This is a genomic window from Hyphomonas sp. ske169 (assembly GCF_056850855.1).
Map to the genome: position 1 here is coordinate 947,217 of NZ_CP096146.1, position 24,290 is coordinate 971,506.

The following is a 24,290-nucleotide window of genomic DNA, read 5'->3' on the forward strand; positions in this document are numbered from 1 at the left end:
GTATCCATGGACCAAGTCTACCCTCGGTCATGATGGCAACCGTCTCTCCTTGGACCCCAGCCTTCGCTGGGGTCAGCGGAATATTTGTGTTTAAGATTTCACCGCCGAGATCAACACATCGCAGACTTTGTGAACCTGCTCCGCGGAGAGATAAGGGTGCATCGGCAAACTGAGGGAATCTTTCGCGGCTGCCTCGCAAACCGGCAAGCTGCCTTCTTCGGCCAGGTGTGAGAAGGCTGGCATCTGATGGATCGCCATATCGTAATAGATCCCGCTCGGAATCCCAGCGTCGGAAAGTTTCGCGCGAACAGCGGTCCGATTTGGAACGCGCACCGTGTAAAGCCCGTACCCGTTTTCTTGCCCCTCAAGTGCCGTCTGGAGCCCGACAATGCCATCGAGGCGCTCATTATAGATCGCCGCTGCAGCGATCCGGCGATCACGCTCCGCATCAAACAGAGTAAGTTTTTCGAGAAGCACTGCACATTGAATTGAGTCGCAGCGGCCATTGATGCCAACCCGCACCGATTCTTTGCGATTGTCGCCTGTGCCGTGCCAACGGATGGAGCGCATACGCTCAGCAAAGTCTTTGTCTTGGCAGAGGATCGCCCCGCCATCGCCATAGCCGCCAAGCGCCTTGGTCGGATAAAAACTGGTGGCTGTGATTTCAGCAATATTGCCAACCCAGCGGCCATTATCTTTACCGCCAAAAGATTGAGCTCCATCCGCAATCACCCGCAATCCATGGGCATCTGCGACCGCTTGAATGGCCGAATAATCAGCTGGCAGTCCGTACAGATCGACCGGCATAATCGCTCGAGGCGTCAGTTTGCCTTCGGCTTTTACAGTATCGATCTTTCGAACAAGATCTGCTGGATCCATGTTGAAAGTGTTCGGATCGATATCGACGATGACGGGATATCCGCCAGACAGCAGAACCGCGTTGGCGGTCGCGTTATAGGTGAAGCCCGGAATGAAAACCGCATCCCCTTCCGCGATCCCCATGGCTAGAAGCGGCATCACCAAAGCTTGCGTGCCGGACCCAACAGCAACCGCGTCTGCCGCGCCAGTGAACTCGGCCAGAGTTTCTTCGCACTCAGTGACTTCCGGACCGCCGATGAACCGGCCATGGTCCAGAATGTCGATCCAGCGCTGCTCAAGCGCTGGCCGGATCTGCGCTTGCTGCGTTTTCAGATCAAACAATTGAATGGGAGCATCCGCAGGAAGCTCGATCAGTGCAGAAGAGTGTGGGTCGGAATAGGCCATCGCTCAGGCTCCTATTGTATGAAGGGCCGACAACTCTGCTTGCTCGGCCATGTGAACAGCTAGGGCGGCTTCACGCCCGGGTATCGCGCAAGGGCGCGCCCCAAGCGCACTCGCAAAAAAAGCCTGATCCGCCGCGCCCAGCGGATCTGGCATGGAGTCAGAAACGTCCCCTCTGACTTCAAACGGGGTTGTGTTTTCGATCTCGCGGGTCAGGAAATTGATCGCGATTGTGCCGGATGGATAAGTCAGAACCATGCGCCGGTCGCGCTCAGAATGACAGCGGCTGGCGGTGACTTCGGCCTGTCCAACCGCGAAATTTAGACGCGCCGTGGCTTCGTCAATATGATCAGTGTGGGCGCTGCGCCCTGTCGCTTCAACGCTTAACGCGGGCCCCATCAGTTTGCCGACCATATCGAGATCATGTGTCATCAGGTCCCAGATTACCGAAACATCGCCAGCGCGGCCGTCAGGAGCGGGAGGCCCCATGCGCCAGGCTTCGATGCTGATCGGTGCTTCGGGAATTTCAAACAATCCCATCGCGTCGAGGACAAACCGCTCCTGATGCCCAACCTGAAGTACCAGGCCCTTATCATCAGCAAGCTTCGCCAATTGATCTGCTGCGTGTCCTGTGAGCGCCAGCGGCTTCTCAACCATGACATGACAGTCGGCCGACAGTGCTGCGCGAACGACCGCTTCGTGATAAGTCGCGGGGCAAGCCACTAAGATGGCGTCGCATGCTTCAAATAGCGCATCTTGCGAGGCAAATGCCTCTACGCCATGCTTGCTTGCAAGTTCAACTGCGCGGCCTTGATCTGGGTCAAACACGCCAACAAATTCGGTTTGTTCAGATCCTGCGATCTTCCCGGCGTGATATCCACCAAAGACACCCGCCCCGACGAGTCCTGTCTTTAACGCTGACATGGGCTACTCCACTCTCTGCCCGCTGCATCGCACTTTGACGGCATCAGTTGCAACTGAACATATCGGTAAGGTCCATCAAAAGGCATTGCGAATTCTTTCAGCCGCCTCTTTGCTTCCCAAGCGGTATCGTCCACATAGCTAAGGAAACCTCAGGAAGGACCTATAATGACCGCGATCACTTCAAATGACTGGACGCTTGCAAAACGGCCGGTTGGCGAACCCCAAACAGATGATTTTGCAATGGTCAGCAATGACGTCCCCGCGCCAGAAGCCGGACAAATCCAAGTGCGCAATTCTTGGATGTCAGTTGATCCATATATGCGTGGCCGGATGTATGACCGCGAAAGCTATGTCCCGCCATTCCAGATCGGCGAGGTGTTACAAGGCGGCGCGGTTGGACGCGTGACCGCGTCGAACCACCCAGACTATGCTGAAGGCGACCTCGTGCAATCCATGGCAGGTTGGCGTGAGGCTTGGACCGCGGCGCCAGAAGTCGTGATGGCGCAAAAGCTACCAGGCGATACCGGACTCCCTGACAGCGCCTTTCTCGGCATTGTCGGCATGCCTGGCCTAACCGCTTATGCCGGAATTCTCCGCGTAGCAGAACTAAAAGAAGGCGACACCGTCTTCGTGTCGGGTGCGGCTGGCGCAGTTGGCTCAGCGGTTGTTCAAATTGCGAAGATCAAAGGCTGCACTGTCATCGGGTCTGCCGGCGGCGACGAAAAGTGCGCCTTGGTGAAGTCGCTCGGCGCAGATGAGTGCGTGGATTACCGGGCAGCAGGCGATTATGCTGGCCTGCTTGCGGCTTTGCAGGCGGCAGCGCCGAAAGGCATCGATGTTTACTTCGACAATGTCGGCGGCGATCATTTCCAAGCGGCGATTGAATGCGCCCGCCCGTTCGCGCGCATGGCGATTTGCGGGATGATCTCACAGTATAATGACACTGAACCACGTCCTGGCCCGAACAATGTCATTCAAATCGTCGGCAAACAGTTGCAAATTCGCGGCTTCATCGTCTCGACACATGCCGACATGCTGCCCGACTTCCAACGCGATATGGTGAGCTGGATCACAGGCGGGAAAATGAAGTTCGAAGAGACCGTCATGGAAGGCATCGAAAACGCGCCAAACGCGTTTATGGGGCTCTTCTCTGGTAAGAATACTGGTAAGATGCTGGTAAAACTCAGCTAGATTCAAGCCGCCAGCATGCGCCAATCCGTCTTCGACTATATCGACAATCTCGACACGCTGCTTGCGGTGATTGTTGGAGCTCTGTTGGCGACAGGCGGGGCAATGGTGGCGGAACTTGTGCAAGATCGACTGGGCCGCAAACGCAAAGAACGTGAGGCGGCCCGGTTCTTTGGCGAAATCCTAACCTCCGCCGATCGGGTCCTCGATCGGGCCTTCTCTTCTTTGGAAATCGGGGAACAATGGGGCGGCGTCTCGAAACGCCTATTTCGCACAGCGCTCGACGAAACCGCCGTCTATGAACGCAATAGAGAGCGTCTTTTCGATATTCGGGACATCTCACTCCGTCGCGCCATTCACCTTCATTTCCTCGAAGAAACCGTTCCACTCGCGGCTCTCGTCGAGTCCTGGGATGAGATCGACGAGATCGAAAAAGAACTATCCTCGTCTGACCATTTGAGCAGCACACGCCACCAATTTTTGGAGTCAGAACTCGCCAGACTGTACACCTCGCGAGAGGGCGCGTTGCAAACAGTACAAAGCAAACATGCCGAAACCGACCAAATCTGCGTGCTGCTAGAGCCGATTGCCGGACTAACTTTCTGATCCATGACCCGTCTCTTTGACGCTTACATTATTGTCGACTGGAGCGCGGCCGCGAAACCGGTGACGGGGGCAAACTCGATATGGGTGGGGGTTCGGGCACGAGCGACAGACGGCACGTTTCAATTCACAGCCAGCAATCCTCGCACGCGGTTGGAAGCGCGAACCCAGATCGCAGAGCTAGCAGATCGACTGATATCGAGAGGGGATCGCGTGTTGATTGGGTTTGACTTTGCCCTGGGCTATCCATTTGGCACAGCCGCCGCGATTGGATTGGAAAAAGACGGCACGCCGCCCTGGCGCGCCATGCACAATTATCTCACATCCAAGATTGAGGAGTGTCGCGACAATTCCAATGCTCGGTTCAAATTGGCGGCAGAATTGAACGATGCCATTTCACAGCGACCGCATCCGTTTTGGGGCACCCCGAAGAACCAGGTGTGTTCGACTCTCTCAATGAAGAAAGGAGACTTCTCCGCGGAGGACTCTTTAGCTGAGCACCGCCTCTGTGAGCGCTGGATCAAGACAAATTTCAAAGCCAATCCAAAATCGGTCTGGCAGCTTTTGGGGTCTGGGGCAGTCGGGTCTCAAGCGCTGCTCGGTATCCCCACACTCAGCTTTCTCCGCAGCCGTATCGCGCGGTCACAAATTTGGCCATTTGAAACAGGGTTTCAGTCGCTGACCGCTGAAAAGCTGGACTCCATCGATTGTGTGTTCGCTGAAATCTATCCGAGCACGGTCAAAGTCACCCCAAAATCGGGTGAAATCCTCGACCAAGCGCAGGTCAGAATCCTCTCAGAACACCTCGAATCGCTCGATTCTGCGGGCGAATTGGCCTCCGCGTTCGATTCCCCGGATTCAATTTCTGATAGAGAAATCCACAGAATTACCACCGAAGAAGGGTGGATTTTGGCAAAATAAGGCTGAATCGCCCGTATTTATTGGCTTTTCGGGATTCACGGCCAATTCGAATCATGAACAATGCCCCCAACGGCAAGTTCCGCCGTTGAATTAAGGGAGAGCCCAATGAACAAGGGTGAACTGACCAAAGCAGTCGCAGAAGCAGCTGACATGTCTCAAGCCGAGGCAGGCCGTGCTGTGGACGCTGTTTTTGATTCTATTGCAGGCGCGGTAAAAAGCCGTGATTCTGTCGCTATTGCCGGTTTCGGGACGTTCGTTGCGAAAACGCGTGGCGCTCGTGAAGGCCGCAACCCAGCGACTGGCGAGACCATCAAAATCAAAGAGAAAACTTCAGCTGCGTTCCGACCAGCTGGTGCTCTCAAAGACATCTAAGGTCACTCGCGAAAGCGATCCTACTAAACGGCGTGTCGCATTTCGCGGCGCGCCGTTTTCCATTCTAGCAAGGTCCACTGCAATCCGCCCGCCACCAGCAAAGTGATCGTGACCGCTTCCATCATTCCGCGTGCCCCGCGCTCCATTGAAACACCCATGACGTAGCAGAGCGGGATCATCAGTAAGAAGAACGACGCCAAGTGGATGGCTGAGGGCAACCAAACAATGCCTTGCGCGCGCAGCGCCATAGAGGCCGTCGCCTGCAAGCCATCAAACGTCGTCGCCAATGCCGCATAGATCAACAGACTCGAAATCGCGACCGCCAGCATGGTGCCGTCGATGCTCGCCTCTGAATTGACGAGCAGCAAAGCGAAGCCGTCTTTGAAGACCAAGATCACAAGCGATAGTAACACGCCCAGGACAAAGGTCGCTGCCACGCCGAGCCGCGAGGCATCTTTCACGCCTTGCATGTCGCCGCGCCCATAATGCTCAGCCACGCGCACGCTGGTCGCTGTCCCAATGCCCAAGAAGAACATGAAGCAGAAGCCCATGACCTGCACGGAGTAGCCATACACTGCGTTCGCAGCGACGCTGACAAAAGCGGCGATCGTGTAAGTGAGGTTGAACCCGCCCCATTCGGCAATATTGGAGATCGCGGTCCCACCACCGACGGTGAGTTGGCGCTTGGCTTCGTCTTCAGGCGGAGGCGTGGATGACTTCATCGCAGGGGTCAGCCAGAGCGCAAATCCAATCAGCGCGATTGTGATCGCCCAGCGCGAGCCGACAGTCGCCCAAGCGACGCCCTCACCGCCCATTTGCGGCATACCCCACCAACCAAGCACCAAAGCGAGATCGATGACCAGGTTCACACCAACCCCAAGATAGGAGGTGATCGTCACGATCAGCGGCCGGCGAAGCGCCTCGAGATAATAACTGCACACGGTTGAGAGCATGAAACCAAGCAGACTCAGCGAAAGAATCTGAGTGATCAGCGCCGTCTCATCCGCAAACTCCTGCGGCGTCATCAGCGCGCTTATCTCTTGGTTCGGATTGATCTGGACGAACAGGAAGTTGAACAAAGGCGTCGCCGATAGATAAACAATCCCAGATACGACCACGCCCATGCCAAGCGCCCACACCATCCCCCGCCGAAACACACGGCCGGACAGGTGTTCTTCCCCGCGTCCGACCAATTCGGAGGTCAACACCTGGACGCCGAGCAATATGCCCATGCCGAAGCCGAGCGTGATTCCGATCGGCAGCCACGAGTTCAATATGAAGGCAAGCTCGTGCTCTTGGCCTTTCACTTGGCCGAGCACGATCGCATCCGTCAGGCCCATCAGCATCCACGATAGACGTGAGATCGCAATCGGCCCTGACAGCCGCAAAAGGTCTAGAATTTCAGAGGCCCGCGCCCAAGCGGGCCATGCCCGCTGGGTCATGGTAAAAGTCCTGCTTATCCGGCTACACGTGATGGCATTGGGGAGGCGTCCTTAATCTCAAGGAGCTTCTCAGCGATCAGGAAGGCAAGTTCAAGAGCTTGTTCGCCATTTAGGCGAGGATCACAATGAGTGTGATATCTTGATGACAGGTCCGCTTCCGAGATCGCCTGCGCGCCCCCAATACATTCCGTCACGTCTTGGCCGGTCATTTCGAAATGAACCCCGCCTGGGACGCAGCCTTCTGCGTTCAACACGTCGATAAAGTTGCGAACTTCCGTGAGCACATGGTCGACCGGCCGCGTTTTGAAGCCTGACTCGGTCTTCAGCGTGTTGCCGTGCATGGGATCGCAAGACCAAACAACGGTTCGACCACTTTCTTTTACGGCACGCGCAAGCGGGGTTAGCCCCTCTTCCACGCCATTCGCGCCAAATCGCGAGATCAACGTGATCCGGCCCGCTTCATCGTCCGGGTTGAGCGTTTCGATGATCCGAATGAGCTCATCAGGGTCGAGACCCGGTCCGCATTTCATGCCGATCGGGTTTTTGACGCCCTTACAGAATTCGACATGCGCGTGATCAACCTGCCGTGTGCGGTGGCCAATCCACAACATGTGCGCGGACGTATCGTACCAATCGCCAGACGTGGAATCGATCCGGGTCATCGCTTCTTCATAGCCTAAGAGCAGCGCCTCATGAGAGGTATAGACCTCGACCTGCGCCATTTGTGGAACACTTTGAGACGTCACGCCGCAAGCCCGCATGAAATCGAGCGCGTCCGAAATCTTATCGGCCATCTCGCGATACCGTTCACCAAGTGGTGAGCGATCGACGAAGCCGAGCATCCACTGGTGGACATTAGCAAGATCCGCATAACCGCCGCGTGAGAAAGCGCGAACCAGGTTCAGCGTCGATGCGGACTGCGAATAGGCTTTGATCAAACGTTCTGGATCTGGCGTCCGTGAGGCCTCCGTGAAATCCATCCCATTGATATTGTCACCGCGATAAGACGGCAGCGTCACACCATCAATCTCTTCGATCGGCGAGGATCGCGGCTTACCAAACTGTCCCGCGAGGCGACCAACTTTCACGACCGGTTTTGAGGCGGCATAGGTCAGCACGACCGCCATTTGCAGCATCACCCGCAACGTGTCGCGAATATTGTCAGCGCTAAATTCTTTAAAACTCTCGGCACAATCGCCACCCTGAAGCAAGAAGGCTTCACCGGCCGCGACGCTTGCAAGACGCTGTTTAAGGGTCCGAACCTCACCGGCAAATACCAGCGGTGGAAACGCGGCCAAACGGGCCTCGACATCGGCAAGATGATCAAGATCCGGATAGTCTTCCGGAATGTGCTTCGCTGGGCGGTCGCGCCAGCTGTTTGGCGTCCAGGTCATGGGTTTCTCCTTAAGGTCGCGCTTTATGCACAGGCAATCACCGACAATCAAGCGCCCGAAAGCGGATATGACATGAAAGTGTGGCCGATCTGGGCTAATCAGGCTAGCAAATAGAAAACACCTCCCAGTCGGAATTGTCTGAATGTCGCAGCTCTTTATCGCTCATGGTCATCGTGATGTGGACTCAGTGCTCCATGTCCACGAAGCCATGCGCCGCGCGTCTATACCGACTTGGTATACCCCGCCCGGCAGCAAGGAGGTCGATCCGGAATCGGTAAAAGAGGCGATTGATAGCGCGTTTGGGATGGTGGTTCTGGTTTCTGCCTCCTCGATCCGGTCCAAAGCTGTCGAAGCGCAGTTGGATCAAGCGCAGCGGCTCGGGCTGAAACTGTTTCCGATCCGGGTCGATAATGCCCGATTGTCGAAACCTTTCAAATCCGCCCTCGCAGATCAGCTCACTGACTCCTTGGGGGATGACGGCGCGCTCGAGCGGCTCGTAGACGCGGTGAAGAAACGCTATGAGCGGCGCTGTCCGGTCATCTCTGTGATGAACTTAAAAGGCGGCGTCGGTAAAACGACGATTGCTAGTCAGGTCTTCGGAGCCTGGCATGCCAGCCTTGGCGGACGGACGCTTCTGATCGATCTCGACCCGCAATATAATCTGACCGAAACCTTCTTTGACATGGAGTATGCCGACGCGAGCTCGGCCCGTGATAAATCGGTCATTTCCTTGTTCGAGCGTTCCAGACTGCATGCCTATGATATGACGTCACCGAGCGAAAGCTGGTCTAGCATCAATACCGAACCCTTCGATCCGGTCGGCCGCGAGACGATCGCTCATAATCTTTTGACCGGAACTGGGGCGCCGGATGGGCGGCTGGATCTAATCTCAGGTCAGTTTGAGATTTCCAAATACGCATTTGCGACCCGGCCCGACGATTTGTCGACTGTCGGCGCTAACTTTCGGCGCATGATCGACTATTATCGCAGCGAATATGATCTGATCATTTTCGACACCAATCCGAACGCGACCTTCTTAACCCGTTGCGCGCTGGAAGCCGCCGATCGTGTGCTCACGCCGATGCATCCCGACATCTACTCGCTACGCGGGGTGAAATTGCTCAATCAGGTCATCCAAGAGCAGATTAGCGACGATAAGCGCCCTGACCTCTCGGTTCTGTTCAATGCTGTGGGTCGATCGGAGCAGTCTAATTTTGAAGCTGACGCTCGAAATGGCGCGTTCGACGACCAAGCTGGGTTTGCACTGTCCAAATCCCTCCTCGCCAGCGCCCTACCACGATCGGGGCATTTAGTTGTGCGCGGCGCAGAGGCGGATGATCTGCCATGGCAACGCCTGGTTATTCATCGCGGCCGAGGCGGCGGCCTGAAGCGTATTCGGCAAAGCCTCACAGCGATTGCAGGTGAATTGAAACAGCTAATGGAAGCCTAAACGCTCGGGTCTCGCGGCGCATTCAGGGACGCTGCTTGAAACATCATCCGGATCAAACAGGCTTGTAGTCCCAAAACGACAAACAAAGCTGGCAGCCCGCCCACATTTGAGAGCATGCGCACCCCATCAATGCCGCTAAACGCAACCATGATCCAGGCGAGCAGACACAGCAAAATGACCCACAGTATCTTGAGCCGCGGCGCGCTGGGTTCAGTCTCATCGGCTTCCGTCATCGCGTGCGTATGGGCCTTACAAATCTGAGAAATCGCTTCGGTATTGCTGTCGGCTGCGGTGACGTAAGAGATAAAGGACAACAAGAGCAAAACCGGGATCATCAAGGCGCTGAGCGGAAGCTCGGCAAGCGCCCGAAACATCACAGATTCAGGCCCACTCGCATCGAGCGACGCTTTCAACACCCCGTCCTGGGTGAGATCAATTTGCATAGCAAACACGCCAAACGCGCTCATCCAAATCATCGAGAACAGAGCTGGGAGGACCAGGTTCACCAGCACAAAGGCGCGCACAGAATAGCCGCGCGCGATCCGCCCCAAAAACATCGCCGTCACAGGCGCCCAGGCGAGCCAATTGGCGAAATAGAAACTGGTCCAGCTCTCGGCCCATTCATGGTCGCTGCTTGCGGCTCCAATCATCAATGAGCGGTCTAGAAACTCGCTCGCATAGCCAATGATCGCCTTGCTGCCCTGCCCCAGCATTTCACCCGTGGGCCCGAACACGAGAACGAAACCGATAAAGGCGAAAAAGAACCAGATATTGGTAACCGAAAGGACCCGAATGCCCTTCATCAGGCCGGTGAGCGAGCTGACTAAGACCACGAGGCCAATTCCGACCGCCACCAAAGCCAGTGACAGCGGACCGCTGGGTAATCCCGTCAAATCGGCGATGCCGCCCGATAGAAGCAGCATGCCCGCGCCCAGAGACGCCGCCATGCCCATGACCAATGCCAACAAAATGGCAGCATCCAGAAATGCGGCGACAGGGCTCGGTAGGGGTCGTCCAAGCAATGCCACGAATGGCCCCGACACCGAGTACGGCTTACCCAAATTGTGATAGGCCAGCGCAAAGGTCAGCGCGGCGACGGTATAGATCGCATAAGGCGAAATCGTCCAATGCATGAACAGGCTAACCAAGCTGAACTGCTGCGCTTCAGCGCTCGCCGCCTCAATGGCTCGCCCTGCACCGCCTGGGTCGTAAAGGTGGAATAGCGGCTCCGCCATCGCCCAGAACAAAATGCCTGTCGCGATCGTTGTGCACAGCGTGATCGAAAACCAGCTCCAGGGTTTCAAAATCGGTGTCGCGCCGGTGCCGCCAATCGTCACTTTACCGAGTGGGGAGAAGACGACCGCAAGACAGGTCAGAACAAAGCCGAACACCGCCCATGAAATCGTGGTTGAAAATGTCGCGAGGATCCAATCATTCATCGCCGTTGCGACCGCAAAGAAGCCATCTAGACTGACCAAGCTAGCAATTGCGGCAGCGATGAAAATCGTCATTGGGACGAGAATCACAAAGGGGCGCAGGGATCCATCCCGCGCCCCTTTAGAAAGCTGCAACCCCGTCAAACCTTAGCCGTCCAAGCCTTCAGGCTGTCCGACCACAATGAAGGTAAAATTCTCTGGGTTAAGGTATTCAACTGCAACGCGGTTCACATCTTCAAGCGTCACCGCTTCGACCATCGCATTTCTTTTATCGAAGAAATCGACCGGCAGTTCATCCAAACGAACGCCCATCATGCGGGCCGCGATTTTGGCATTAGAATCAAATCCAAGCGGATAAGATCCAGTGAGATAAGCTTTCGCCGCAGCCAGCTCCTCTTCGGTCATGCCGTCAGCGACCATCGTGGACATGTTTTCCTTGATCCCAGAAATGAATTCGCTCGCGCTTTCATTCTTGGTTTGCCCACTTCCGCTCCAGAGCTGGATTTTTTCTTGGCTGCTGACTTGCGTATAAATGCCATATGTCAGGCCTTTCGCAACGCGTAGATCCTTCATAAGGCGACTTTCAAAACCGCCGCCACCAAATGTGTAATTGAGCACAACAGCGGTATAGAAGTCGGGATCTTCGCGGGTCATTGCAGGCGCTGCAAACGTCACCAAGCTTTGCGGTTGAGGCAGGTCTATCACAACCGGATCAGCGGCCGGTTCTAACAGGACAACATCGCTTGTTTCAGCGGTTTCGCTTGTCTCCGGCAATCCAGCAACCGCTTCATCAATAAGCGGGGCAAGCGCTTGGGGAGAGATCGCTCCGACCGCGGTGACAAGCATTCCCTCTTGCACCATCAATTTGTCTTTTTGCGCCCGCATCGCGTCCTGGGTCAGCGCCGCAAGACTCGCAGCGCTGGTTTCCCGCGCATAAGCGTGATCAGGGAAAAGCGCCTCAGCGCGCGCCCGGCTGGCCAGATATTGCGGGTTAGTTTCACGAGTTTGCAGGCTAACCTCTTGTTCGCGCTTAAACCGCTCAAACGGGCCGTCATCGAAGCGAGGCTCGGCAAAGGCCAGTGCGATCATATCGAAAGACGCGTCGGCATTGTCCGTCAACATGGACGCATTGCAGAACGTGCTCTCATTCGACGCCCCGCATGAGAAGCTCATATTCAGCTCTTCCATGCCTTTGAAGAAGGCTTGCGCGTCAAGCTCCCCAGCCCCTTCATTCATGTGATAGACCATGGCATTGGTCAGGCCTTCTAAGCCTTCCGGATCATTGGTCTCGCCGGCTTTCCACGCCATACGCAAAGACAGGATCGGAATGGATGGCTCTTCAACCAACCAAACAGATACGCCGCCAGGGGTGGTGAATTGCTGGATCGTTGCAAACTCGCCGTCATGGATTTGAACGTCGAGTGTTGTCGCTTCCGCATCACCGCCAGTGTCTGTGCCGCCTTCTGTCGAAGGGGCGCACGCCGCCAAAGAAAGCGCGAGCGCCGCGCCGCTAAAGATCATTGAGCTTCGCATGATTAAAGCTCCCCTTCTTCGGGCAGCAATTGTGCCTCAATGTAATTGTTTCCATCGGCAAACACCGCACGTACGGCCGCTAAAGCCTGCTCCGGGGTGACGGCGCGCATGTCTTCGGGATAGCTCATCAACGTATCGATCTCACCGCCAATTGCGAGCCAGCTGCCGAACAAGTTAGCCATGCTTTCCTGACTGTCTCTGGCATAGATCGCCTCGGCAGCTTTCGAGTTACGCACTCTGACCACGTCTTCTTCAGAGAATCCGGCGTCCAATTGTTTCGCGATCTCCGCGGTGACGGCGGCCTCGAGCTCTTCCATTGTGACCCCTGGGCTCGGCGTCGCATAGATGACAGCTGGTCCATTATCGTGAAGGCCAGTCCAGGCAAACGTGCCCGCATTCACAGCCACCTTTTGCTCTTCGACCAGTGCAACATAGAGCAAGCTTGTATTGCCGCCGCCGAGCACATCCAGGCCGACATCGAGCGCATAGGCGAAATCTGTATCTCGCTTCTGGCTGGTGCCATTAAAATAGCGATACCAAACCGGCTGGCGCACCTTCGGATCGCGGTGGACGATCTCTTGGGTTTCGCTGAGCGGCTCGACGTCGGCCCATTTGCGTGTGCCATCGACCAAGCCGGAAGGTTCGATCAGCCCATAATGCTCTTCGGCGAGGGTGCGAACCTCTTCGCCTGATACATCCCCCGCGACGACCAGAATAGCGTTCTCGGGCGAATAGTATTTTTGATAAAAATCGATGCCATCCTGGGGCGTAAGCGCCTCGACTTCATCCATCACCCCAATCACCGTGATCTCGTAAGGATGATCTTCCCAAAACTCCGCCAGCACTTGCTCACGTAAAACTGCGCTTGGATTGTTATCGATGCGCTGCCGGCGTTCCTCCCGGACCACATCGCGCTCAGTGATGAAGCTGCCTTCCGGATCTTCATCAATGATAAGGTCGGTCATGCGTTCAGCTTCGAGTTCCATCATCCGACCGAGATGTTGTCTCGCAACGCGCTGATGATAAGCGGTGTAATCCCAGCTGGTGAAGGCATTGTGCTGTCCACCGAGGCTAGAGACGATGGAATCGAACTCGCCATCTTCCAAATCGTCAGTGTCTTTGAACATCACGTGTTCAAACAGGTGCGCAATGCCAGATTTGCCCGGATCTTCGTCCACAGCCCCGACTTTGTACCAGACCATATGCGTGACAACCGGCGCCCGGTGATCTGGCAAGACCACCACATCCATACCATTGCTGAGGGTAAACGTTTCGGGGGCCCAGGCATTGGTTGCGTCGTCCGCAACTGCCGGGCTCCCTAGCAAAGCCAGGGCAGCAAAACCGCCGGAAATCCTATACTTCATTCCATTCTCCGTTTGCGCGCCCCAAAGTGTTTTGATCAGGGCGCTTTATGTCCCGGGCAGCTTAATTCGCTCGCCGCTGCCACGTTCAATCGTAATCGCCTCGCCGCCCGTGGCGCTATCTTCGGTCTCTTGTTCCGAACCGTCAGAGCTGAGCACACGATCAGAAACGCTCGCAGATTTGCGGATAATGCTGGCTTCTTCCCAATCCACCTGTTGGCGGATTACGGGGCTAACCGCATTGGCCCCAGCTGCAGCAACCAGAGCACGTTCTGAGGCGCTGGCCGATTGTCCAATATCAGCGCCGAACGCAGACGCCGTACCGGCGCGCGACGGATCGACTTCAAAAGGCTGACCTGAACCGGGTGCTGGTGGGCGCAGGCTATAGTCTGGTGGGATCACCAACGGCGCCTTCTTGACCACCCGAAATTCATCTGGGCTATTGGTTCCGCCGAGGGATGCACATCCGCTCAACATGCCAATCGCCACACCGGCAGAGAGTATTAAAGCAGTTTTCTTCATGGCGTCCTCGCCTATTCCTCGTTTACGGCCCCAGCCGTATTCTCTTCTCGCGACATTAGAAACTGGTCAGCAAAGAGCAAGACCGCACCAACAGAAATCGCCGCGTCAGCAACATTAAAAACATAGTTGAAAAAGTATGGGCGGAAGATTCCGCTAAAATCGAGGAAATCCACCACGGCCCCAAATCGAATGCGGTCAATCACATTACCAAACGCACCGCCGATTACCAAAGCCAGCGCGACGCCTGTAAACCGCCGCCCAGCATTGAACAGCCAAACCGTAAATCCAACCGCAATTGCCGTCGTCATCAGGACCAAGAACCAACGCATTAGGCCCTCAGATTGTCCAATTCCAAAGCTGATCCCGCGGTTCCACACCATGGTCAGATCAAAAAATGGCAAAACGTCAATCTGGCCGCACCGCTGGGTTTGATCCAAACACCCCAAAGCGTTGAACTTTGGTTCGTTTAGGATCAGCCATTTCGACCATTGATCCAAGATCACGATGATCGGAATTAAGAAGAACAGGGCATAGCGGAACGGCTTGGTCATACTTAACCTCTGACTTCCCGAATAGCAGCCGCATCGCGCGGTGTCACATCCGGAAACTCGGGATCTGCGGTCGCCGGATCGAAATATTTCCAGCTGCGGGCGCATTTGATGCCGCTCGCTTGGCCGGGCAGCACCGCAACGCTCGCCTCCTCTGACAATTGGAACGCGTCCGCCGGAGCTTCGCTCGCGACCAATTCCGCTTGTGAGGTGATGAAAATATCCTCCGCCGCTTCGCCTTCATAGGCCGCCATCAAGTCAGCATCATTGATATAAACCGTCGGTGCGGCTTCGAGGGAGGAGCGGATCCGTTTCTCGCGGCGCTCAATCTCAATCGCGCCGGTCACGACGCGGCGAACGCGGAAGATTTTCTCCCAGCGCGCAGCCAGATCCGCATCTTTCCAATCGAGCGGCGTTTCCGGCAATTGCAGCAAGTGCACGCTGTCCGCTCGGTCGGCAAAAACGCTTAACAAGAACGCTTCTTCAGTCGTGAACGGCATGATTGGCGCAAGCCAAGCCAGCAGGCGCTCCAAGATCGCGGCCATCACTGTGCGGGCCGATCGGCGACGCGTGTCGCTCGGCGCATCGCAATAGAGGCTGTCTTTGCGGATATCGAAATAGACCGCCGAGAGATCGACCGAACAGAAGTTCAGCAAAGCCGCCATGACGCGCTTAAAGTCATGCTCGTGATAGGCCTTACGGACAAGATCATCGAGTTCCGCGAGGCGGTGCAGGACCCAATTCTCAAGGCTCGGCATTTCGACCGGCAGCACCGCTTCATCTGGCGTGTAGCCGTCCAGCGCGCCGAGCAGATAGCGCAGCGTATTACGCAGGCGGCGATAATTCTCGACCGCGCCTTTGATGATCTCATCCGAGATACGCAGGTCTTCGGTATAGTCTGCACTGGCCGTCCAGAGGCGAAGAATCTCAATGCCATATTGTTTGGCAAAATCGGCCGGATCGATCGTATTGCCGATCGATTTCGACATCTTCTTGCCCTCGCCATCAACAATCATGCCGTGGGTGACGACTTGTTTGAACGGCGCCATGCCGCGCGTTGCGCAGCTTTCCAGCAAAGAAGACTGGAACCAGCCGCGATGCTGGTCAGAGCCTTCCATATAGACGTCCGCGACACCTGTCTCATCGTCAATGATGCCGCGATCGCGCAGCGCAAAGGCGTGCGTGGTGCCGGAATCAAACCAGACATCGAGCACATCATTCACCTTGTCCCAGCCAGTTGCGTCGTCGAGGAAGTCGCTGACCTCAGCGGAGAACCAGCCTTCAACACCCTCTTCCCGGATCTTGGCGAGAATTTTCTCATTAACAGCTGCCGCTTCGGTTTCTGGCAACGCAGCGGTGTGCGGCTCGCCTTTCTCATTGACGAGCAGCGTGATCGGCACACCCCAATTACGCTGGCGCGAGATTAGCCAGTCTGGGCGATCAGCGACCATGGCTTTTAGACGGTTATATCCGGTCGGCGGCACGAATTTGGCCTGCTCAATACCCTCAAGCGCCATTTCGCGCAGGGGTCTGGAGCCGTCTTTGCCAGGCGTATCCATGGCGATGAACCATTGCGGCGTAGCCCGGCGGATCACTGGCGCTTTCGAGCGCCAAGAGTGTGCGTCGCGGATCGTCGTCATGCCGCGCGCGAGCAGGTTGCCGCTTTCGGCGAGGGCTTTGATCACTTCAGGATTGGCTTTGCCTTGTTCGCCGCGCTTCTTGCCGGAGGTGCGGATGATATCAAGCCCGCCGAGAGGTGCAGGCACGTCTTCGATATAGCAGCCATCCGGATCGACGATCTGACGGATCTGCTGTGTCGTACGGCCAGACTCGACCCAGACATTGAAATCATCCTCACCATGGGCGGGTGCGGTATGGACGAAGCCCGTCCCGGCATCATCGGTGACGTGGTCACCGGCGAGCATTGGGATGTCGTGGGTAAAGAACCGATCCAGTGCGTGCAAAGGATGCGAGAGCGTTTTCAACGATGCCGGGTCGACATCGGAGACACGTTCCCAGTCTTTAATCTTCGCATTGTCACGCACGCTTTCTGCAAGCGCATCGGCGACCACAAGCAACTCACCCGTTTCCGCGTAAGGCGCAAAGCCAAGTTCCTCTTCAGTCATCACATCACCGACTTTATAAAGTCCGTAGGCGATATTCGGGCTGTAGGAGACGGCCTGGTTCGCAGGGATCGTCCAAGGCGTGGTCGTCCAAATCACGACGCTAGCCCCAGCGAGCTCAGGCGCGCCGTATTTCACCGGAAACTTCACCCAGATCACTGGCACTTTGCGGTCGTGATACTCAACTTCCGCCTCAGCCAGCGCCGTGCGTTCAACTGGCGACCACATGACCGGCTTGGCGCCGCGCACCAAGCGTCCGCCCATCGCGACACGCAAGAATTCGCGCACGGTCGCAGCTTCGGAGTTAAAGTTCATCGTCAAGTACGGGTCGTCCCACTCACCTTCGACGCCGCAGCGACGGAAGCCGGCTTTCTGAACCTCGATCCACTCCGCCGCATATTCGCGGCAGGCGCGGCGGAACTCGTCGCCAGGTACGTCATCCTTGGTCCGGCCTTTTGAGCGGAACTGTTCTTCCACTTTCCACTCAATCGGCAAGCCGTGACAGTCCCAGCCTGGCAGGTAAGAGGCATCATAGCCACGCATCTGGTGATTGCGGACAATGATATCTTTGATGATCTTATTCATCGCCGTACCGAGATGGATCGGGCCATTCGCATAAGGCGGGCCATCATGCAGGATGAACGGTTCAGCGCCGCGCGCTTTGGCGTCGGCACGGAAGCGCTCATAGAGCTTCATTTCATCCCATTTTTCGATCCACTTCGGCTCAGCTTTCGGCAAGCCGCCGCGCATCGGGAAGTCAGTGGTCGGCAAGAACAAAGTGTCCTTGTACGGGTTTTCTTGTTTTTTCGGTTTGTCAGTCTCGGCCATGTCAGTCGTCTTCGGATCAGCGTATGAAGAAAGGGCTAAAGGTCCCCGGCCGCGAGCTCTTATGAGCGGGCGACCGGGCCGCTAATTCGAATAATAGATATGATTGCGGCGCTGTTCATGCGGCCCGCTTAGCAGGGCTCGCTGGGCCTGTCATCCCGCCAGATGAAGCCGCGCGTCTTCAACATCACGGTGCATTTGCGTGACCATGTCATCTAGGGCGTCAAATTTTAGCTCTGGCCGCAAATAACGGACCAGCGCGATCTCCAATTGTTGGCCGTAAAGATCGCCGTCAAAGTCGAAAATGAAAGTCTCGAGCAAAGGATCTCGAATGCCCGTCGTGGGCGTCCGCCCAAAATTAGCAACGCCAGGGCGCCATTCGTCTTCACCCGCTAGGCGCGCACGCACCGCATACACGCCATGCCGGGGATGGATCAGCTCGCCCAAATGCAAGTTCGCGGTTGGAAACCCGATGGTGCGCCCGCGTTTCTCGCCATGTTCCACGGTGCCATCGACGACCCAGTCATGGCCTAAGATTTCTGCAGCCTTTTCTGGCGCCCCAGCGATCAGCGCTTCGCGGATGGCCGTGGATGAGGCTTTCGCGCCTAAAGCTTCGATTTTCTCAATGATTGTCACCCCGAAGCCAAGGGCTCGGCCCAGCGAGGCCAGCCGCGCAGCATCGCCCATGCGGCCTCGTCCAAACCGGAAATCGAACCCGACCGTGACATGCGCAGCGCCAATCCCGTCTTTGAGGACATCGCGCGCGAAGGCTTCATCGGTCATGGCCGCCATGTCGGCATTGAAAGGCAGCTCGAAAATTGCCGCTGCGCCCAGTTCAGCCAGTCGCGCATTGCGCCGCGCGGGCCGGTAGATCCGGAAAGGCGGGTCATCTGGTCGGAAGAAGGCACGCGGCGGCGGTTCAAATGTCGCAATACCGAGCGTGCCGCCTGCAGCGACAGCTCCCTCGATCACCGCACGGTGCCCGGCATGAACGCCATCAAAATTGCCCAATGCAATCGAAAATCCGCGAGCCTCGCTCGGAACGTCTTTATAATGGGCAATAACCGTCATTAGGCGTCTCGGCTTGGCACCATGACCATCGCTTCGCCCGAAATCGCGGCCTTACCATCGACATTACAAGAGACTTTCAAGGTCACGCGGTTGCCGCGCTCTTTCATCTCTGTAACGACAACCCGCACAATCACTTCTGAGCCGATATAGACCGGCCGACGGAAGCGCATGTTTAGGCCGACAAAGATCGAACCGGGGCCCGGCAGATCATTGCCGAGAATGCCGGAAATATAGCTCGCCGTCAGGGCACCGTGGGCGATCCGCTGGCCAAACTGTGTTTGCTTGGCGAATTCCTCATCCATGTGAAGCGGGTTTCGGTCGCCCGATACTTCGGCAAACAGATCGATATCCTTCTCGGTAATGGTGTGCACGGTTTCATGCGTCATTCCGATGGACATGTCCTCGAACTTATAGCCTTCTTTATACGTCATGGCGGTTACGTCTCCATTTTCGCTCACGGCGTGTTACAGTGTGTTGCATGGTTCGTCACCATGTGAGTTTCGGCATCGCCCATTTTGCGGTCACTGAATAGTCTGCCAGCAGGTCTGCGACCTCTTGCTCAAAATTGACGCCATGCTCTTTTAGGCCCGTGCCGACATATAGCCCATGGAAGCCGTGGCTCAGCGCGCCTTGCATATCCGTGGCTGGGCTATCGCCGATACAAAGCGTCCGCCCGGGCGCTGCCTCGACACCGAGATCGGCAAGCTTTGCTAATGCCAGATCGTAGATCGGGCGGTGCGGTTTACCGGGATAAATGACCCGCCCACCCTCTTCTTCGAAGACTTTGGCGAGCGCGCCGGCGCACCAATGAAGTTGATCGCCAATGCGAACGCGAATGTCCGGATTGGCGCAAATCATCTCCATTTCGCGATCAGCAGCTTCTGCAAGCCTGTCGCGATAATCATCGGGATGATCGTTCACTTGGTCTTCCAGGCCAATGCAGAGGACCGTGTTCGAGTTGCGCTCATCTCCGAATTGAAGATCCAGGCCCTCATAAAGATAACGGTCGTGCTCCCAACCTTCATCGGCGCCCATACGCCAGAAAACCTCGCCGACGCGTTGGCTGAGCACGTCGCGTGTGGCGTCGCCTGAGGTCACGCAATCGTCATAGGCTTCTGGCGGAACGCCCAAAGGATCAAAGTGGCGGATGGCCTGCTCTTTGGGAACTGGCGCATTGGTGATCAGGCAGACCGCGCCGCCCTGATCACGAAACCGCACCAGAGCTTCGCAAGCTTCCTCAAAGGCGAAACGCCCATTGTGAATAACGCCCCAGACATCGCAGAGAATGGCGTCATATTGATCCGAAAGTGCGGCCAGTCCGCCGGGAAAGTGTGGTACTGTCATGGCCGCGAGTTAGGAGCCCTCAATGCTGGCGTCAATCTTAAGACGCGCGCGAGGTTAGCATCCGAACCAGTTCAGCTGGCGGCGCTGTTTCTTCCATCAAAGATGATTTGATCGGCCGCGGCGCGCCAAAAATGTGTCCCTGCCCATACGGAATGCCATATTCGAGCACTTCCACGACGCTGACTTCTTCTTCGATCTTCTCGGCAATCAGCGTCACGCCATAACGCGAGCAGACAGCCGCCACTTCATCACCTGAAATCTTGCGATCGGCTGATGAGTTCGGGCGCGGCCCAAATGGATCGCGTAGCTGGTCGATCAGATCTCCGCCATTGAATTTCACAAACCGAATGCCCGCATCCTGCAAACGCGGCAAATCAATATCAATGCTCTCCGCGTGATCGATGGAGAACCGGAACCCAAGCGCGGTTAAACGCTCCATCGCTTCTCTCATCTGGCGGGACCGGTGCTCAAAACGGCTAGCTCGAATTTCAAAAATCAGCGCACCTGCAAGGTCGCGGTTTTGTTCCATGTGATTCAAGAAAAATGGAAAAAAGTGTGGATCTTCAAGCGAGTGCGAAGAAACATTGCAAAACACACCAACACGGCGATCTCGCGCAGCGAGGCGGCGAACCACCTCCACCGAGCGATACAGCATCATATTGTCGAGCACGCCGAGCAAATTCGCGCGACGCGCAGCATCCAGAAAGTCAGCTGGAAGAATCAGGGATCCGTCCGGATCCCGCAAACGCGTAAATCCTTCATAAAAAGAGACGCGTCGCTGGGGCAGCGATACGATGGGCTGCAAGTGTAGATCAACACGACCATCTTCGAGCGCATCTTTCACTCGGCGCAATACAGCATCATCCTGCGGCGCCACCTCTCCGGTGGTTTCGGCGTCGGCGAGCTTGGTTTCAAAACTCCGCGACAGACGCTCGATCAGTGTTTCGAGTTGGCGCATCTCGCTGACTAAAGCATCGCGTCGTTCTGTCAGCTCTTGTTTGACCGTCGTCTCGATCGAGGTTGTGCGCGCTTCAATCACATCCATTCGCTGCGCCGTGTCTCGCTGCGAAACTTCAAACGCATCGATCCGGTTTGACAGGTCGTCTGACTTTCCTGAGCGTGTGGAAAACAAGTGCACTTGGCCGATCAACGCCGTGATGATCGCACCGGCACCGATCGCGAGCTGCAGGTCGATTGCTGCATATGTAAACAGCGCCCAACCGGCTCCTGCCCCCATCAAGGCGTATAATATAAAGACCAAGGCGATCATTCCTCACAGCCCCTGTGAATACGATAATCTTAACAAATAGGCGTCAAGTGTTAACGAATTGGTAGCAATAGGGCTGATTTGCAGCGCGTGCCAAGTTCAGTTTATTCCGTCCACAACATTTCTTTCCTGATCGAGGAATTCGCGCAACGCCTGAAGTTTTGGCAAGATCGCTTGCAGGTCTGAAAAGTCTTGTGACTCCAAGACTTTACTCGCGAGCGGCGCCATCGCTTGAATACCCTTATTGCGAGCAGCACGGCCTGCTTCAGTCAAAGTTACAATCTTTTGCCGCCGGTCTTCTTTGCTTCCGACAATCGCGACATAGCCTTTACGTTCGAGCTTCCCCAAAATCGCAGTCATTGAAGGCTTCGTCATTTGAAACGCTTTGGCGAGATAGCTTGGGGTCTTACCATCCCCGAGGCGGGCGAAATGGTTCAAGACACCAAACTCTGATGGGTTGAGATGTGGCGCCAATACTCGCGCAAGCCGTGCTGTGCTCAGCTGATTGATGATGCCGATCTCGTTGAACAATGCGAAGATAAGGCGACTGGGGTCTGAATCACTCATGCGGCCGAGTTTATCAGCTTACTTTCCAGCGGCCAGCGCGGACTGGCAGCGGGGAATTTTGTATAGCCAACACGCCCCAGCATATGGATCACGCCGTCTTCGTGTACCCCAAGTTCGGTTCGGATGGCCGCGTAGGGCCCAGCCATTTCTGGAAATTCCTGTAAAATCTGGCTAAGCGGATGCACGCAGACGCCTGCTTGCTGAGCGGCAAGATTCATCCGGACCCAGGCTCGCCCGGCTTCGAGCTGGCTCAATCGCGTGTTTTCCTCGGCTTTGATCCACACAAAGCCTTGCGCAGAATGGATGATCGGATCGTACATTTTCAACCCCTCCTTATACGCCGTGCTGCCAGGCGTATCGAGCCCTTCACGGGTGACGATCCCGGTCATCTTCATCAATCCCATCGGGATACCGCCCATATCGATGCCATCCGGGTTGGCGACCACTTCGCGGTTTCCAATCCGCATCAGATCGACACTTTCGCGGCGCGTAGGATCCGTCGCGAGCTCGATTTGAAATCCTTCCCGAGCGAGCGCGATCATCCGGTCCCGTTGCGAAGGATCTATCGTGCCACCGATGTCGAGATTTCCAGCGCCACTTGCAATAATCCGATCAATTGTCGCCTGCTCCACTGCTCGGTCGGCAGCAAAAGGCTCTTTGGTTGATCGGCGTTCGAGAATATTGGCGAACAACGGATCAGGCTGGGCGGCTGCACTTTTTAAGAACCGAACACTCGCGATTCTGTTCTGATTCAGTCGCGGATAGGCTTGCGCGTCCGGAAACGGGGTGATGCTGGCCTGATATCCGCGCTCAGCTGCCGCAATGCGCAAGAGTTCGAGCATACATCCAAATCCAATTGTGATTTGCCGATCAAACGGATCGGTGTGCGGCAGGCGCCGATCTAAATCGACATAGACGTGGATCTGGTCTTCGCCGACGAGTTCAAATTGCCAGGGCTGGCGATTGTGGGGATTGGGCGCAAGGATCGCATAGGCCAAAGCGTCGAGGCGAGGATCCCCGAAACTCTCCCCTGCTTGCTGCCAAGGGGCCCTGGCTTTTGCGAGCCCAGGGCCATTCGCGGAGGAAAGAACGCCCACGCCTCCGACCAGAGCCACTGCACCACCTGTCATCAGCAAAGTCCGTCGATTGATCATAACGTGTATCCTTAGCAATTTAATTAGTTAGCTTACTTACTATTATAAGTGCGTGTTTTGGTCAAGCGGTAACGTGGCCAAAGGGCCACAGTGTTGTGATCATTCGAAAAGATCGCCGGCTTCTGGCAGTCCCGGGTTTGACACAGGCGGCTTAGATTTCTACCCAAGAGGTCTGATCCCGGCACACCCACGGTCCACGGTCACTTTTTGACCGGATGGGGGCGTCTCGGGGGAGACAGGGGTCCTGCGAAAGCAGGACCCCGTCGCTTTATTCAGGGACGTCCACGATATCGACAAAGATTGGCTGCTGCAGCGGCCAGGTATGCTCACCCCGTTCGGGATCACACCAGATATGCACTCTTGCGACCGGCAATGCGTCCCCGCGGCAGGCATCCAGCCAAACTTTGGTACGGTCACGATAGATGATCGAAAACCCGGCGGATGTCCGCCAAACTTGAACATCGCCGGTATCGAAAACCGTTTGTTGCCGTCCGGTGTGCGCCCTAAGCACTGCCGAATCAAAGCCCCCGACCGGAATGCCATCTTCGACGACTCGAAGCGCGTCAGACATTTCATACGCTTTGTTCAAACCCGCGACAAAACCCTCGACCCCTTCCGGCCCGACCACCAATAATGGCGTGTCTCGCCCGGCGTCCCAAGATCGGTTTCGAACCTCGTCCAGGCCCTGAATATCGCTCGATCTAAGCGAAAACAGCATCACCGCATCCAATAGCCTAAGGTCATCTTCGTGCAGGCCTGCTGTGACGCCTGCGGGCGCACCAAACAAGATCCGCTTTCCACCAACCACAACCAGCGCGCAGGGCCGGTCCCCGACGCCCGAGCCGCATGGCAAGAGCGCGAAATCTGTCGGTGCCACATTGATATCGGGCGTGGTTTGACTTGATGATCCGCCACAGGCTGTCACCAATCCACAGAATGCCGCTACCCAAAAAAGCAAGTTCAGTCGCATTGCGCGCCTCCTGCC

The 24,290-nt window shown here is 56.2% G+C and carries 22 protein-coding genes; 5 read left to right on the top strand and 17 right to left on the bottom strand.

The window, feature by feature from the left end; genetic code table 11:
• Positions 1 to 90: 90 nt before the first annotated feature.
• Positions 91 to 1,263 carry a DegT/DnrJ/EryC1/StrS family aminotransferase gene (locus MY069_RS04530; RefSeq protein ID WP_482795886.1) on the bottom strand — a complete coding sequence of 391 codons (1,173 nt, stop codon included), beginning with the start codon at positions 1,261 to 1,263 and terminating at the stop codon, positions 91 to 93.
• Between the two features lie 3 nt (positions 1,264 to 1,266).
• Positions 1,267 to 2,184 (bottom strand): Gfo/Idh/MocA family protein, encoded by a 918-nt coding sequence (locus MY069_RS04535; RefSeq protein WP_482795887.1) that lies wholly within the window; start codon positions 2,182 to 2,184, stop codon positions 1,267 to 1,269.
• 165 nt (positions 2,185 to 2,349) lie between these two features.
• Here MY069_RS04535 and MY069_RS04540 point away from each other — a divergent pair, with 165 nt between their 5' ends.
• The 4 genes from MY069_RS04540 (at position 2,350) to MY069_RS04555 (ending at position 5,268) form a co-directional block, all read left to right on the top strand.
• Positions 2,350 to 3,375: an NADP-dependent oxidoreductase gene (locus MY069_RS04540; RefSeq protein WP_482795888.1), complete on the top strand. Its 1,026-nt coding sequence runs from the start codon at positions 2,350 to 2,352 to the stop codon at positions 3,373 to 3,375.
• A 15-nt stretch (positions 3,376 to 3,390) separates the two neighbouring features.
• A complete protein-coding gene (locus tag MY069_RS04545; protein ID WP_482795889.1) occupies positions 3,391 to 3,978 on the top strand; it encodes a hypothetical protein in 588 nt (195 codons plus the stop codon).
• Positions 3,979 to 3,981: 3 nt separating this feature from the next.
• A complete protein-coding gene (locus MY069_RS04550; protein ID WP_482795890.1) occupies positions 3,982 to 4,896 on the top strand; it encodes a hypothetical protein in 915 nt (304 codons plus the stop codon).
• Between the two features lie 105 nt (positions 4,897 to 5,001).
• Entirely contained in the window at positions 5,002 to 5,268 is a 267-nt protein-coding gene (locus MY069_RS04555) for an HU family DNA-binding protein (RefSeq protein ID WP_482795891.1), read from the top strand.
• Positions 5,269 to 5,291: 23 nt separating this feature from the next.
• Here MY069_RS04555 and MY069_RS04560 read toward each other — a convergent pair whose 3' ends face one another.
• Together MY069_RS04560 and MY069_RS04565 are read right to left on the bottom strand one after the other, a co-directional pair.
• Positions 5,292 to 6,710 carry an MATE family efflux transporter gene (locus MY069_RS04560; protein ID WP_482795892.1) on the bottom strand — a complete coding sequence of 473 codons (1,419 nt, stop codon included), beginning with the start codon at positions 6,708 to 6,710 and terminating at the stop codon, positions 5,292 to 5,294.
• Positions 6,711 to 6,724: 14 nt separating this feature from the next.
• Complete coding sequence (locus MY069_RS04565) at positions 6,725 to 8,104, bottom strand: class II 3-deoxy-7-phosphoheptulonate synthase (protein ID WP_482795893.1); 1,380 nt, start codon at positions 8,102 to 8,104, stop codon at positions 6,725 to 6,727.
• Positions 8,105 to 8,246: 142 nt separating this feature from the next.
• Between MY069_RS04565 and MY069_RS04570 the strand changes: the two genes are divergently transcribed.
• Positions 8,247 to 9,554, top strand: coding sequence for an AAA family ATPase (locus tag MY069_RS04570; protein WP_482795894.1), 1,308 nt, complete (start codon positions 8,247 to 8,249; stop codon positions 9,552 to 9,554).
• Here MY069_RS04570 and MY069_RS04575 read toward each other — a convergent pair.
• The 13 genes from MY069_RS04575 to MY069_RS04635 form a co-directional block, all read right to left on the bottom strand.
• A complete protein-coding gene (locus MY069_RS04575; protein ID WP_482796678.1) occupies positions 9,551 to 11,080 on the bottom strand; it encodes a BCCT family transporter in 1,530 nt (509 codons plus the stop codon). The genes MY069_RS04570 and MY069_RS04575 overlap by 4 nt on opposite strands.
• A 57-nt stretch (positions 11,081 to 11,137) precedes the next feature.
• Positions 11,138 to 12,523: a M16 family metallopeptidase gene (locus MY069_RS04580; RefSeq protein WP_482795895.1), complete on the bottom strand. Its 1,386-nt coding sequence runs from the start codon at positions 12,521 to 12,523 to the stop codon at positions 11,138 to 11,140.
• Between the two features lie 2 nt (positions 12,524 to 12,525).
• Positions 12,526 to 13,887, bottom strand: coding sequence for a M16 family metallopeptidase (locus MY069_RS04585; protein WP_482795896.1), 1,362 nt, complete (start codon positions 13,885 to 13,887; stop codon positions 12,526 to 12,528).
• 45 nt (positions 13,888 to 13,932) lie between these two features.
• A complete protein-coding gene (locus MY069_RS04590) occupies positions 13,933 to 14,406 on the bottom strand; it encodes a DUF3035 domain-containing protein (RefSeq protein WP_482795897.1) in 474 nt (157 codons plus the stop codon).
• Positions 14,407 to 14,417: 11 nt separating this feature from the next.
• Complete coding sequence (gene lspA / locus MY069_RS04595; protein ID WP_482795898.1) at positions 14,418 to 14,957, bottom strand: signal peptidase II; 540 nt, start codon at positions 14,955 to 14,957, stop codon at positions 14,418 to 14,420.
• Positions 14,958 to 14,959: 2 nt separating this feature from the next.
• Positions 14,960 to 17,905, bottom strand: a complete 2,946-nt coding sequence (gene ileS / locus MY069_RS04600; protein WP_482795899.1) for an isoleucine--tRNA ligase — start codon at positions 17,903 to 17,905, stop codon at positions 14,960 to 14,962.
• Between the two features lie 150 nt (positions 17,906 to 18,055).
• A complete protein-coding gene (gene ribF, locus MY069_RS04605; protein ID WP_482795900.1) occupies positions 18,056 to 18,973 on the bottom strand; it encodes a riboflavin biosynthesis protein RibF in 918 nt (305 codons plus the stop codon).
• Positions 18,973 to 19,404, bottom strand: a complete 432-nt coding sequence (locus MY069_RS04610; protein ID WP_482795901.1) for a MaoC family dehydratase — start codon at positions 19,402 to 19,404, stop codon at positions 18,973 to 18,975. The genes ribF and MY069_RS04610 overlap by 1 nt, the downstream gene beginning before the upstream one ends.
• A gap of 55 nt (positions 19,405 to 19,459) precedes the next feature.
• Positions 19,460 to 20,317, bottom strand: coding sequence for a TIGR01459 family HAD-type hydrolase (locus MY069_RS04615; RefSeq protein WP_482795902.1), 858 nt, complete (start codon positions 20,315 to 20,317; stop codon positions 19,460 to 19,462).
• Between the two features lie 37 nt (positions 20,318 to 20,354).
• A complete protein-coding gene (locus tag MY069_RS04620; protein WP_482795903.1) occupies positions 20,355 to 21,587 on the bottom strand; it encodes an EAL domain-containing protein in 1,233 nt (410 codons plus the stop codon).
• A 96-nt stretch (positions 21,588 to 21,683) separates the two neighbouring features.
• Entirely contained in the window at positions 21,684 to 22,151 is a 468-nt protein-coding gene (locus MY069_RS04625; protein ID WP_482795904.1) for a MarR family winged helix-turn-helix transcriptional regulator, read from the bottom strand.
• Complete coding sequence (locus tag MY069_RS04630) at positions 22,148 to 23,305, bottom strand: Acg family FMN-binding oxidoreductase (RefSeq protein WP_482795905.1); 1,158 nt, start codon at positions 23,303 to 23,305, stop codon at positions 22,148 to 22,150. The genes MY069_RS04625 and MY069_RS04630 overlap by 4 nt, the downstream gene beginning before the upstream one ends.
• Positions 23,306 to 23,573: 268 nt before the next feature.
• Complete coding sequence (locus MY069_RS04635; protein WP_482795906.1) at positions 23,574 to 24,275, bottom strand: hypothetical protein; 702 nt, start codon at positions 24,273 to 24,275, stop codon at positions 23,574 to 23,576.
• Between the last annotated feature and the right edge of the window lie 15 nt (positions 24,276 to 24,290).